Consider the following 13,169-nt stretch of genomic DNA (forward strand, 5'->3'; position numbering starts at 1 on the left):
CAACAACAAACAACGACCCATATGAAAAATTTTAATGAAGAACAGCAATTATTGAGGGATGCCCTCCGCCAATTCATTGCCAAAGAAATCACCCCCAACGTGCAGGAATGGGAAGATAAGGAGGAATGCCCCAAACACCTTTTCAAACTCATGGGAGAGCAGGGATTTATTGGCGCCAATTTCCCGGAAGAAGTCGGAGGCAGTGGCATGGACTTTTGGGCCTCCGTCATTATCATGGCCGAGCTTTCCTATGCCAACATTGGAGGCTTTACCGGCTCTTATTATGCCCACACTTTCCTTCCGCTACCCTTACTTAATGCTATCGGGACTACAGAGCAACAGGAAAAATACCTGCGGCCGGCACTGATGGGGGATCAAATTGCCTCCTTGGCCATTACCGAACCGGGGGCCGGCTCTGATGTGAAAGGCATCAAAACACATGGAGAAGACAAGGGAGATTACTTCCTTTTAAATGGGGCAAAGACTTTCATCACCAATGCTAATATTGGCGATTTTATGGTAGTGGTCACCCGTACCGGGGAAGGTCATCGGATGACTTTACTATTGGTAGAAAATCAGTGGGAAGGCGTATCCACCAGCCCGATTGACAAAAAACTGGGCTGGCATACCTCCGACACGGCGCAGGTTTTTTTCGACAATGTAAAAGTGCCAAAAGCCAATGTCCTGGGAGAAGCCCATAAAGGTTTTTATTACCTGATGAATAATATTCAGGAGGAGCGCTTACTGATGTCCGTAATGGCCACCTACTCTGCCCAGTACGCCTATGATCAGGCCCTACAATATGTTCGGGAACGCAAAGCCTTTGGCGGAACTTTGGGAGAACTGCAGGTCATTCGCCATAAAATTGCCCATATGGCTACTCAACTGGAAGCCTGTCGCGCCATGACGCGTTCGGCCATTGAATCCTTCATTGAAATCGGCCCGAAAGCCACTGAGCTGATCACCATGTCCAAGGTATTTACCGCGGAAGAATCCATGAAAATCATTAATCAGGCCATACAGGTCCATGGAGGTAATGGTTATGTGGAAACCTATGGCATCGCCCGGGCATGGCGCGACACTCGCTTATTTTCCATTGGAGCCGGCTCCTCAGAAATCATGTATGAAATCATCAGCAAATTTGAAATAGACCGGATCAAACACGAAAAACAATTTGTGGAATCCCGCAAAGGAAACGTCACCGCATAGAAATTTACGATGAGGCAAAAAGCCATTTTTCTCATGGATTTTTGTATTTTATTGTAACAACAATCAAACTATGAACCCGAAACCTATTTATAAGATTCTAATCGCCAACCGCGGGGAGATTGCCAGACGCATCATCCGTACCTGTCATAAGCTGGGTATAAAAACCGTGGCCATTTTTTCTGATGCCGACCGTCGAGAAGCTTTTGTCAAAGAAGCCGATGAGGCCATAGCACTTGGAGGCAATCGTCCGGATGAATCCTATCTGAAGCAGGATTTAATCATTGAAGCCGCAAAAAACGCCGGAGCGGATGCCATCCATCCCGGCTTTGGCTTTCTTTCAGAGAATACCGATTTTGCGCAAAAATGTGCCGCTGCCGGCATCAACTTTATTGGCCCGCATGCGGAAGCTATTCGCCTGATGGGAGATAAAAAAACGGCTAAACAACTCATGGCCAAACATGAGGTTCCCGTAATTCCCGGATATGATGGCGATGACCAGTCCATTAAAACCCTGAGTGCTGAAGCAGAAAAAATTGGCTACCCGGTACTACTCAAAGCCACTGCAGGTGGTGGTGGAAAAGGAATGCGTGTGGTAAATGAGGCCAAAGAATTTCCTTCAGCGCTGGAGGCCGCCAAGCGGGAAGCCAAGGCTGCCTTTGGAAATGATAGTATGTTGCTGGAAAAATACTTCACTTCTTCCCGGCACATCGAATTTCAAATTTTCGGTGATCAGCATGGGAATGCCCTTCATCTTTTCGAACGGGATTGTACCATTCAGCGTCGTCATCAAAAAATAGTGGAAGAGAGTCCTTCCCCTGCACTGGATCCTGTCACTCGGGGGAGAATGGCTCATGCCGCCGTAGCCGCTGCCAAGGCACTGAACTATGATAATGCCGGTACGGTAGAGTTCCTCTTCGCTCCGGATCAGTCTTTTTATTTCCTGGAGGTCAACACCAGATTACAGGTAGAGCACCCGGTGACTGAATTAATCACAGGGCTGGACCTGGTGGAATGGCAAATTCTGGTAGCCCAGGGCCTTGCTTTGCCACTGGAACAGGAAGACATCCAGCAAAAAGGCCATGCCCTGGAAGTCCGTCTTTATGCAGAAGATCCGGCCAAAGATTTCTTCCCGCAAACCGGAAAAATACTGGATTTCCATTGCCCTGACCATCCAAAAATCCGGGTAGATGCAGGTATTGAAACCGGTTCAGAGGTGGGCATTTTCTACGACCCGATGATCGCCAAGGTCATCACCCATGGGAAAGATCGACAGGAAAGTATGCGCTTAATGTCTTACGCTTTGGAAAACACTTCTCTGGTGGGTGTCACCAATAATATTGCCTTCCTGAATGCCATCATGAAGCATGAGGTATTCCAAAAAGGCGATTTTGATACCTCCTTTTTGGTGAAACATCCTATCAAAACCCCCACTGATCCACGATTTTTGGAAGAAGCCCTGTGCGTCACTTTGATTTATGAATGGCAGGAAAGAAGCAAAAAACAACCTTACTTCCGCCATGTGCCCAGCGGCTGGAGAAACAATCTTTCCATGCTCCAGAAAATCTCTTATAAAATTGACCAGGAAGTCTACCCCATGGAATATAAGCGGATAGAAGCGCATACGCTGGAATGTCTGTTAGGGGAAAAAGTATTTACCACAGAGATTATCGACAAGGAAGAGGATAGATGGATTATCCAGATTAATGGCTTAAGAAGAAAGTGGCGCATTTTCACCGAAGGAAATGCTTACTTTTTGCATAGTCCTTCCTTCGGGGCCATCAAAATCAATACGGTACCAAGGTACCCCTCTTCGGAATCCAACAGTGGAAAAGATGACTACACCGCTCCTATGCCCGGCCAGATCGTGAAAGTGATGGTGCAGCAGGGAGACTCGATAAAAGCCGGAGATCCCCTGGTCGTGCTGAGCTCCATGAAAATGGAAAACACTATTTTTGCCCACTCAGAAGGGGTCATTGATGAGGTTTTCGTGGAGGAAAATGGCATGGTGGAATCCGATAAAGTATTATTGACTTTAAAATAAAGGCATGCACGCTTATTCAGAATCGGAATCGAAAAACCCCCAAGATTATAATTTTGGTTTTCTTTTATGGGAGGTGGACGATCACTTCCTGTATATCACCCTGAACCGGCCGGAGAAAAAAAATGCCATGCCGCCACAGATGATGAACGAAATCGCCATGCTATTAAATCATGCGCATTTCAACGGCGACATATGGGGAGTGGTTATTCAATCCCGTGGAGATGTTTTCTCTGCCGGCGCTGACCTAAAAGCCTTTGCCGGCCTTCCTGTGGAGGATAAGGGCTCCACCATTCCGGAGCCCCAAAGCCCGGTAAAATTGGGCGATGCCTTCCAGCAGTTGTATAAACCTTGTATCGCGGTTGTGGAAGGGAATGTGTATGCCGGAGCCTTTTTAATCCTGGCGGGCTGTTCCCATGTGCTTTGTTTGGAAAATGTGGAACTCAGCTTGCCGGAAGCCAAAAGAGGTATCTGGCCCATGCAGGTTATGGCCTCATTAGCACCTATTATCCCTAAGCGCACTTTACTCGACTGGTGCATGCGAGCGGAGGTCATCTCGGCTCAGGAGGCGGAGCGCTGGGGTCTGATCACCTACGTGCTGGCGCCTGAAGACCTGGAATCGGTAAAGGAAAAGCTGATTGACCAGATCAAACAGGTATCCCCCTCGGCTGTAAGAAAAGGATTAGCCGCCTATGGTAAAATGCAAGACATCAATAGTTCCGAACAGCACGAATATTTGCACGACCAGCTCCAAAAGCTATTGGCTACTGAGGATGCCAAAGAAGGCCTTGCTGCTTTTAGAGAAAAAAGAAAGCCCCAGTGGAGGGGGAAATAGAACCCGCCAATCCTACTTTGCCGGATTTTACCGTCTGTGGGTATTGATTGTCCTTCCTGCTTATTAGTTTGCAAAAAATTAACAAGCATGACATTTAAGAAAATCGTTTTAATCATGGCCATGCATTCCGAGGCAGATCCTATTCGGGATGCCCTGGAACTGGAGGAAATGGACAAGCTCCACCCTTCCCTGCCCATGGACAGTTATAAAGGAAAAATCGGCCAGACAGAGCTCCTCTTGCTGGTTAATGGGGTGGATCCGCGCTTTCAGGTGGACAGCATCGGCACGCAGCCCGCCACTTTAGCCACTTTTGCTGCCATTCAGGCATGGCAACCTGACCTCATCCTCAATGCAGGGACTTGCGGAGCCTTTAAAAGTAAAGGAGCGGAAATTGCTAAAGTATACTGGGGCAATAAAGTCATTCACCATGACCGCCGCATCAGCATTCCGGGCTTTAAGGAATACGGCGTGGGAGATTATCCTGTTTTTACAGATCAGGCCCTGGCCCAAAAGCTGGAAATGGAATTTACCACTATTTCCTCCGGAAATTCTTTGGATATGTGTGATACGGATTACCAAATCCTGGATCAGGAGGAGCGGGTAGTCAAGGAAATGGAAGCTGCAGGAATAGCCTATGTAGCCGAACTGATGCAAGTCCCCTATTTGGGAATTAAGTCCGTGACGGATTTGGTAGACGGGGGAATGCTGGCGCAGGATGAATTCCTTCTCCACCTCAAAAACTCCTCCCTGGCCCTGCAGCAGAAAGTGCTGGCCCTACTACAGGAAATTTCTATAAAATAATAGACACAAAAAAAGCCGATCTGAAACAGACCGGCTTTTTTTTGCTCCCGAGGTTGGGCTCGAACCAACGACCCTCTGATTAACAGTCAGATGCTCTAACCAACTGAGCTACTCGGGATTCAGTTTATCAAATAAAATTCACCTATTGGCAAAATTTTGCTCCCGAGGTTGGGCTCGAACCAACGACCCTCTGATTAACAGTCAGATGCTCTAACCAACTGAGCTACTCGGGAATAAACCAAATATTTTTCAATCTACCATTTTTGGCAAATATTGCTCCCGAGGTTGGGCTCGAACCAACGACCCTCTGATTAACAGTCAGATGCTCTAACCAACTGAGCTACTCGGGAATAAACCAATATTTTTTCAATCTACCACTTTTGGCAAATCTTTGCTCCCGAGGTTGGGCTCGAACCAACGACCCTCTGATTAACAGTCAGATGCTCTAACCAACTGAGCTACTCGGGATTAAACCAAATATATTTTTCAATCTACCAATTTGGCAAATATTGCTCCCGAGGTTGGGCTCGAACCAACGACCCTCTGATTAACAGTCAGATGCTCTAACCAACTGAGCTACTCGGGATTAAACCAATATTTTTTCAATCTACCAATTTGGCAAATATTTGCTCCCGAGGTTGGGCTCGAACCAACGACCCTCTGATTAACAGTCAGATGCTCTAACCAACTGAGCTACTCGGGATTAAACCAAATATTTTCTTTAATCTACCACTTTTGGCAAATTTTGCTCCCGAGGTTGGGCTCGAACCAACGACCCTCTGATTAACAGTCAGATGCTCTAACCAACTGAGCTACTCGGGAATTTATATTCCGTGTTCCTGCCGCCTTATCGGCGCCTTGTCTTAACGGAATGCAAAGGTGCATGATCACCTTTAATTATGCAAGCATGGGCAAACAATTTTTTTCTCAAAAAGTCCCCCACTGAGGCAATAGCTTCATTTTCAATTTTATTCGGTCTGATTTTTTTTTCAGCCGCCTGATTTGGGTAAAGGAATTTTTCAAGGACACCGGTCTGACAAAATAATGCACAAGAAGTTTAAAATGGCAGTATACCAATGACAATTCGACATTAAGCTGCGCCAAATATTACATTGCTAAGATTCTACTAAACAATATTTGTAGATTATGGCCACCTTCCTGTTAAAATATGTTAAGGTTTTAACCCTTTTCTGAATAATGGCGTAAGTTTTGACGAAATTTAATCAAAAATAGCATTAGCAATTTAAAAATATTCACCATGAGTAACCGCAAATTATTTTTAGCACTTTTTGCAGCCTCCCTTTTGGGAGGAGTCATCGCAGTGGGCGGATTCCATTTGGTGTCCCCTCAGCAAAACGCGACACCTGCTTCCAATAGTGAAACCGCCAAAGAGCATCACGTTAAGTTGACCAATTTTCTGGCAGAAACGGATATGGAAGTTCCGGCAGGCTTGAATTTTGTTGCTGCCGCAGAAGCCACCACCCCTTGTGTGGTGCACATTAAATCCACCATCACTCAAAATACTTCAGGTTATGGTGGTAGAAGAAGCCCCATGGAAGACTGGCTCAGAGAGTTCGGTTTTGAACCAAGACAACAATCTCCCCGTCAGGGGCAAGCTTCAGGATCGGGGGTAATTATCTCGGATGATGGTTATATCGTCACCAACAATCACGTGATTGACAACGCTTCAGAGGTAAAGGTGGTTCTGAATGATAACCGAAGCTTTGATGCGAAAGTCATTGGCACGGATCCTACTACTGATTTAGCGGTACTCAAAATTGATGAAAGCAATTTACCTTTTGTCAGAATGGGGGATTCTGATAACATTAAAGTAGGAGAATGGGTCCTGGCAGTGGGGAATCCTTTTGAGCTGAACTCTACCGTGACCGCAGGGATCGTTTCCGCCAAAGGTCGAAACATCAATATTTCCAGAAACCAGTATGGGATCGAATCATTCATTCAGACTGATGCAGCGGTAAACCCGGGTAATTCCGGCGGCGCCCTGGTAAATTTAAAAGGGGAATTAATTGGAGTAAATACGGCCATTGCCTCCCCTACCGGCTCTTATGCGGGATATTCTTTTGCAGTACCGGCTTCTATAGTGGAAAAAGTTACGGCGGACCTTAAAGAGTTTGGAATTGTACAACGCGCCCTATTGGGGGTTCAGATTCGTCCTGTGGATGCTGAATTGGCCAAGGAAGAGGGACTGGATGAAGTGCAGGGGGTGTTTGTCGCGGAGGTGAATGAAAATTCCGCAGCCAAGGACGGTGGACTGGAAAAAGGTGATGTAATTTTGAAAATTGATGATTCCAAAACCAATAATGTAGCCGACCTGCAGGAGTCTATCGCTCGTCATCGCCCTGGTGATAAGGTTAAAGTGGTATTCAAGCGAGGTAAATCAGAAAAATCAACGACGGTTACCCTGAAAAATATGATGGGAGAAACCTCCGTGGTGAAATACGCAGGATCCACCGCCATTGAAGGAGCTACTTTTGCTAACCTGAATCCTAAAGAACTGGAAGCGCTGAATGTGGAAGGCGGCGCCAAGATCGTGAGCCTTAAATCCGGTAAATTTAAAAATGCAGGCATTAAAGAAGGCTTTGTGATTACACAGGTAGATAAGCGCCCGATCCGGAATACGGAAGAACTTTCCAGGGTATTATCTTCTAAATCCGGAGGCATCCTGATCACTGGTCAATATGAAGATGGCGACCCGGTATACTATGCCCTAGGCTGGTAAATCTAATCGTTTTAAATTAAACTGTTTAGGCCTGAGCAAACGCTCGGGCCTTTTTCATTTTTGACAGCAAAAGTCGATTTATTTTGAAAGCAAGACGATTTTAAGTCCATTCTATTAGCACATCAGGAAAAATTATGACGTAGAGCACATTTTTGTGTTTTATTTAAACCTTTCCTTCTTAAAATTAATTATTTTTGCTTGCACATGGGGTTTACCTTTCGGTAATCCAAAAAAAACCATTAAAGCTGCACCCTACTGGCAATTGGAAACCGGGGTGCTTTATTTTTTTAGCTCATTTTAAATCACTTATTCGTAGAACAAAAATGACGAAGATTCGACTAACCGAAGCTGATCGCTTTGAGCGTCGCCACAATGGCTCAAGAGAAATCCGGACCAAAAAAATGCTGGACCGTATTGGGGTGGAGAATATCGAGCAGTTGATTGACGAGACCATTCCTGCGGCGATTCGCCTGAAGAATCCACTGGACCTTCCTGCTGCTCAGACTGAGCACGGCTTTTTAAAGTCGTTTAAAGCGATAGCGGAAAAAAATAAGGTATACCGCTCCTATATTGGTTTGGGCTACCACAACAGCATCACGCCGGGTGTTATTCAGCGAAATATACTGGAGAATCCGGGCTGGTACACTGCCTACACGCCCTATCAGGCAGAAATCGCACAAGGAAGATTAGAAGCGTTGATTAATTTCCAAACCATGGTCACTGACCTTACCGGTATGGAATTAGCCAACGCTTCTTTGCTTGATGAGGGTACCGCCGCTGCGGAGGCCATGTCCATGCTTTTTGCCTCTCGTAAGGGCAAACAGAAAAAAACAGCCACGAAGTTCTTCGTGGATCAGCATGTATTGCCGCAAACCCTGTCCATTCTAAAAACCCGATCCAACCCAATCGGCATTGAATTAGTAGTGGATGATGTAGCTAAATATGATGCTAAGGATGAAACATTCTTCGGGATTTTACTCCAATACCCTAATCAGGAAGGCAATATCAATGACTACCCTGCAGTAGCAAAGGCGGCCAAAGAAAACGGTCAGTTTGTAGCGGTAGCAGTAGACCTTTTGGCCATGACCTTATTAACTCCTCCTGGTGAATGGGGAGCCGATGTGGTGGTAGGAACCAGCCAGCGATTCGGTGTCCCACTAGGCTTTGGAGGTCCTCACGCTGCTTTCTTCGCCACCAAGGATGCCTTTAAGCGTCAGATTCCGGGCCGTATCATTGGGGTTTCTCAGGACCGTGATGGCAATAAGGCTTACCGTATGGCTTTGCAGACGCGGGAGCAGCACATTAAGCGGGAGCGTGCGACGTCCAACATTTGTACCGCTCAGGTATTATTGGCGGTCATCGCCGGTATGTATGGCGTCTACCACGGACCGGAAGGCATTAAAACCATTGCCACCAATATCCACGGACATACCCAGTTATTGGAGCAGGCAGTAAAGGCATTCGGTTACCAGCAATTGAATGAAAATTATTTCGATACATTGAAAGTTGCTGCTTCCCCGACAGAAATTTCACAAATTCGTGAAGCTGCGGAAGCAAAAGGCATCAACTTTCGATACACTACTGATTCCGTGGGTGTGGCCCTGAACCAAACCACCGAGATGGAAGACCTGTTGGAGGTGATCGAAATCTTTGCTGCTGCGAAAAACGCTGACGCCAATGCTTTCGATCTTCAGGCAGCCGCAGAAGCTTTGGAAATGCAGTGGCCGGCACACCTGCAACGTAGCAGTGAATACATGACGCATCCGGTGTTCCATGATTACCGCTCGGAGCATGAGATGTTGCGTTATATGAAGCGATTGGAGAATAAGGATATCTCCTTGGTACACTCCATGATTTCCTTGGGATCCTGCACCATGAAACTGAACGCCACTGCGGAGATGGCGCCCATCACCTGGCCGGAATTGGCAACTATCCACCCTTTCGCTCCTGCATCACAGACAGCGGGATATTTCGAGATTTTCCGAAACCTGGAAGCCTGGCTGAATGAAATCACCGGATTCGCCGGCACTTCCCTTCAGCCAAATTCAGGTGCACAAGGGGAATTCGCCGGACTGATGGTCATCAAAGCCTACCATGAGGACCGTGGCGAGGGCCATCGTAACATCTGTATCATCCCGACTTCTGCTCACGGAACCAATCCGGCTTCTGCGGCATTGGCTGGCATGAAGATCGTGTTGGTCGCTTGTGATGAAGCAGGAAACATTGATGTGGCTGACCTTCGCGAGAAAGCAGAAGCGCATAAGGACGATCTTTCTTCTTTGATGATTACCTATCCCTCCACACATGGCGTGTATGAGGAATCCATCATTGAGATTTGTAATATTATTCATGAAAATGGCGGTCAGGTTTATATGGATGGCGCCAACATGAATGCGCAGGTAGGACTCACTTCTCCTGCTAATATTGGCGCGGACGTTTGCCATCTGAACCTGCATAAAACTTTTGCTATTCCGCATGGTGGTGGTGGCCCGGGTATCGGCCCGATCTGCGTGGCAGCACATTTGGTTCCTTTCCTTCCAGGTAACCCATTAGTGGCTGAAGCTGGTGGAGAGAAAGCCATTACGGCGATTTCTTCTGCTCCATGGGGTTCTGCAGGAGTATTGGCAATCTCCTATGCTTACATCGCCATGATGGGCGCTGAGGGGCTAACCAATGCCACTAAACTGGCCATTTTGAATGCGAACTACATTCAGGCCCGTTTGAAAGACCACTATCCGGTGTTGTATGTAGGTGCCAATGGTCGCAATGCACACGAATTGATTGTGGATTGCCGTCAGTTTAAGCCGCTGGGCATTGAGGTGGAAGATATTGCCAAGCGCCTGATGGACTATGGCTTCCACGCTCCGACCGTTTCTTTCCCGGTAGCCGGAACTTTAATGATCGAGCCAACGGAATCAGAATCGCTGGAAGAATTGGATCGTTTCTGCGAAGCTTTGATCGGCATCCGCGCGGAAGTTAAAGAAGTGGAAGACGGCATTGCGGATAAGGAGAATAATGTCCTGAAAAATGCGCCACACACGCAAGCGATGGTGGCTGCTGATCAGTGGGAATTACCCTACAGCCGTGAGAAAGCAGGCTTCCCATTAGATTATGTGAAGGCTGCTAAAATATGGCCTTCTGTTCGTCGTATTGACAATGCCTTCGGAGATCGTAACCTGATGTGTTCTTGTATTCCGGTTAGTGACTATGCGGAGGAAGTAGAAGCTTAGAAAGTATCAGCTAAAGCACGAAATAAGAAGAATTAAGAAATCCCCAATAACTGTTTTTTTTTAATTACAGTATTGGGGATTTTTGATTAAATATCTATCCCAACTTCCAAACCGAAATTATTCCAACTATTTCTATAGTTAGCGGAATTGTTAAAAGCATTGCGCATATAGTAGGCTTTGATGAAATAATTAATTTTGTTGCCCTTGAAGCGATTGTTGAGGGCTACTTTGACCAAACGGTGCTGGCTTGTGCGCTGACTACTCTTCCTTTCCGATACATCATAATCCCAATAAGTACCAAAACCAACAGCGGGAATCATCTGGTAATGCTTATTGTTGATGATTTTATAACCAAGGCTCAAATAAAGATTCACCAGGCCAAAAGGTGTCTCTCCGGCCCCCATCCCATCTCCTAATGAGGATGTTAATGGTTGATTTAAATACAGGTAATTGTCTACAGCAAGGCCAATTTGCCAACCTCTCCAGTCCAGACCATAGGCTAATTGTAATGTTTGCGCAAAAATGGCTCGACTATAATTAGTTGATAGGGAAGGAAGGCCCCACTTAGTTGAGTACTTGTATGCCAATAGGCCCCCGATATTCCTGCTGAAACCTTAAAATTTCGTAGCCAGGCTTTACTAGATTGCGCAAACCCATCGCCTTGCTGATGCGCTTGCTGGGAATCTTGAGCAAGACTGTTTAGGGAAAAAATCAGCAAAAAAACCAAGATAAAATAACGGATCATAGTTGTGTTTTTGTACTATATCCATTAAATATATAATAAATGAAATCGAAATGCTAGTACTTAAGGTCAATGATTCAAGAGGGGTCAGGCCATAAAAAAACCCGAACAAATTGCCCGGGCCTCCTCTGATTGCTATATATTATTTTTTCGCTTACCTCAGATAAAGCGTATGCTTTTGCCATCCCTTGGACTTCACCTTAAAGGTTTTGAGCACCAATTGATCATCTTTTAACTTTTTGATCTGCATGCGCTCAGAGATGGTTGCGTGATCTTCCTGATCTTTGTATTGCAGAATTAAATATTTTCCGTCCATTACCCAATCCCCATGCGCATACGGGTTTTTGGTCCCCTCAAAATAGAATCGGCCATCACGATGGAAATCCAGGGTCTCGCCCATCTGGAAGCGATCATCGTATCTTCCATCTACCCGAACAATTTTCCATTTCTTTTTCGCCAATAGCTCAGTGCGCGGATCTACCTTAAATTTCTGCGCAAAGGATACTAGTGCAAAAAGACACAAAGCTATGCTGAGCAAAATTCCCTTTTTCATATTTATTGGTTTAAATGGTGTCAAAAAACATTTACTTACAAAAGCCTAGCGTTGGTCTCTTTCAGAAACAAAACCTCCCCATTCCAGGCGACTTTCAACCAAACATCCTCTTTTCCCAATACATCCAATCGGTAGCCCGCAGGAATGGTTTCCACCAAATCCCCACCTGCTGAAGGCTGATCCATTAACATACTTTTCGAAAAAGACGTAATGGCTTGCTTGCCTTCCCCGGCAGAAATATTCACCTCCAGGCCCCAAAGCATTAAGAAAAAAGCCAGTAAAGCCGCAAAAGTCCATTTCCCCCCGGGGCTTCGATCTTTGTAAAACAAAAACCCTACCAAAAATCCTCCAATAATGAACAGGATAACTACATTGACCAAATTATAATTTTTCTGGTACAAATTAGAAAAAAAGACCTGATCATTATAATCATAGCCTTGTAGTCCCTCCTTCTTGGCTATTTCGCCCATTTTTTTGAGGACCGATTTATCCAGGGTACGGTTATAATACAAATTCAGGTAGTACATTGTACTGCCCCAATCCTTCACTCCCTCCCGGATGTAAGCCATTTTCAATAGCATTACTTCACTGACCTGCTGTTGATCAATAAGAATTTCTTGATATTGTTCAAAAGCTTCTGAATATCGCTTCTCACTAAACAAACTGTCCCCTAAATTCAATCGCTCGCTAGCTGATTGGGAACCAAAAGATTGCACCGAAAGGCATAAAAAAACGCCAAAAAACAAGATAATTTTCTTCACCAAACTTTGTGATTAAAACATAACCTACTACATTTGCAGTCCAATTACGGAAAGAACGAATCGAAAAACAAACACTGCTTCAAATATGCAGGTTTGCTCCTTAAATCCGAAGTTCACCTCGGATTTTTTATTGACCGTTTTATTCCACGATTCGGTAGCTCAGTTGGTAGAGCATCTCCCTTTTAAGGAGAGGGTCCTGGGTTCGAGCCCCAGCCGAATCACAAAAAATATGATCAGTTAAGAAAAAATGGCACAACTTT

At 45.6% G+C, this 13,169-nt stretch carries 9 protein-coding genes and 8 tRNA genes; 7 read left to right on the forward strand and 10 right to left on the reverse strand.

The annotated features are described in order from the left end of the window. Nucleotides 1-21 precede the first annotated feature (21 nt). From AAA970_RS12470 to AAA970_RS12485, 4 genes are all read left to right on the forward strand, one after another. Nucleotides 22-1,209 (forward strand): acyl-CoA dehydrogenase family protein, encoded by a 1,188-nt coding sequence (locus AAA970_RS12470; RefSeq protein WP_338237383.1) that lies wholly within the window; start codon nucleotides 22-24, stop codon nucleotides 1,207-1,209. 70 nt (nucleotides 1,210-1,279) lie between these two features. Continuing rightward, nucleotides 1,280-3,250 (forward strand): acetyl-CoA carboxylase biotin carboxylase subunit, encoded by a 1,971-nt coding sequence (locus tag AAA970_RS12475; protein ID WP_338237384.1) that lies wholly within the window; start codon nucleotides 1,280-1,282, stop codon nucleotides 3,248-3,250. Nucleotides 3,251-3,254: 4 nt separating this feature from the next. Beyond that, nucleotides 3,255-4,082: an enoyl-CoA hydratase/isomerase family protein gene (locus AAA970_RS12480; RefSeq protein ID WP_338237385.1), complete on the forward strand. Its 828-nt coding sequence runs from the start codon at nucleotides 3,255-3,257 to the stop codon at nucleotides 4,080-4,082. An 87-nt stretch (nucleotides 4,083-4,169) separates the two neighbouring features. Further along, nucleotides 4,170-4,883, forward strand: coding sequence for a phosphorylase family protein (locus AAA970_RS12485; protein ID WP_338237386.1), 714 nt, complete (start codon nucleotides 4,170-4,172; stop codon nucleotides 4,881-4,883). A 44-nt stretch (nucleotides 4,884-4,927) separates the two neighbouring features. Here the strand turns inward: AAA970_RS12485 and AAA970_RS12490 are convergent. From AAA970_RS12490 to AAA970_RS12520, 7 genes are all read right to left on the reverse strand, one after another. Further along, a tRNA-Asn gene (locus AAA970_RS12490) sits at nucleotides 4,928-5,001 on the reverse strand. Nucleotides 5,002-5,042: 41 nt separating this feature from the next. Beyond that, nucleotides 5,043-5,116, reverse strand: a tRNA-Asn gene (locus AAA970_RS12495). Nucleotides 5,117-5,159: 43 nt separating this feature from the next. Further along, nucleotides 5,160-5,233, reverse strand: a tRNA-Asn gene (locus AAA970_RS12500). A 44-nt stretch (nucleotides 5,234-5,277) separates the two neighbouring features. Continuing rightward, a tRNA-Asn gene (locus AAA970_RS12505) sits at nucleotides 5,278-5,351 on the reverse strand. A 44-nt stretch (nucleotides 5,352-5,395) separates the two neighbouring features. Then, nucleotides 5,396-5,469: transfer RNA gene (locus AAA970_RS12510), tRNA-Asn, on the reverse strand. 43 nt (nucleotides 5,470-5,512) lie between these two features. Next, nucleotides 5,513-5,586 (reverse strand) — tRNA-Asn (locus tag AAA970_RS12515). Between the two features lie 45 nt (nucleotides 5,587-5,631). Further along, nucleotides 5,632-5,705 (reverse strand) — tRNA-Asn (locus tag AAA970_RS12520). A 436-nt stretch (nucleotides 5,706-6,141) separates the two neighbouring features. On the opposite strand from AAA970_RS12520, the gene AAA970_RS12525 reads away from it, so the two are divergent. Both AAA970_RS12525 and gcvP read left to right on the forward strand, forming a co-directional pair. Next, a complete protein-coding gene (locus AAA970_RS12525; RefSeq protein WP_338237387.1) occupies nucleotides 6,142-7,623 on the forward strand; it encodes a Do family serine endopeptidase in 1,482 nt (493 codons plus the stop codon). Nucleotides 7,624-7,946: 323 nt separating this feature from the next. Next, entirely contained in the window at nucleotides 7,947-10,853 is a 2,907-nt protein-coding gene (gene gcvP / locus AAA970_RS12530; protein WP_338237388.1) for an aminomethyl-transferring glycine dehydrogenase, read from the forward strand. Nucleotides 10,854-10,939: 86 nt separating this feature from the next. Here the strand turns inward: gcvP and AAA970_RS12535 are convergent, their stop codons facing one another. The 3 genes from AAA970_RS12535 to AAA970_RS12545 form a co-directional block, all read right to left on the reverse strand. Next, a complete protein-coding gene (locus tag AAA970_RS12535) occupies nucleotides 10,940-11,440 on the reverse strand; it encodes a hypothetical protein (protein ID WP_338237389.1) in 501 nt (166 codons plus the stop codon). A 309-nt stretch (nucleotides 11,441-11,749) separates the two neighbouring features. Continuing rightward, the gene (locus tag AAA970_RS12540) at nucleotides 11,750-12,148 is read right to left on the reverse strand and encodes a hypothetical protein (RefSeq protein WP_338237390.1); all 399 of its coding nucleotides are present in this window, start codon (nucleotides 12,146-12,148) and stop codon (nucleotides 11,750-11,752) included. A gap of 35 nt (nucleotides 12,149-12,183) precedes the next feature. Then, complete coding sequence (locus tag AAA970_RS12545) at nucleotides 12,184-12,909, reverse strand: hypothetical protein (RefSeq protein WP_338237391.1); 726 nt, start codon at nucleotides 12,907-12,909, stop codon at nucleotides 12,184-12,186. Between the two features lie 148 nt (nucleotides 12,910-13,057). Between AAA970_RS12545 and AAA970_RS12550 the strand changes: the two genes are divergently transcribed. Continuing rightward, nucleotides 13,058-13,130: transfer RNA gene (locus AAA970_RS12550), tRNA-Lys, on the forward strand. The last annotated feature ends 39 nt before the right edge of the window (nucleotides 13,131-13,169 follow it).

Source organism: Persicobacter diffluens (assembly GCF_036244895.1).
GTDB lineage: Bacteria > Bacteroidota > Bacteroidia > Cytophagales > Cyclobacteriaceae > Persicobacter > Persicobacter diffluens.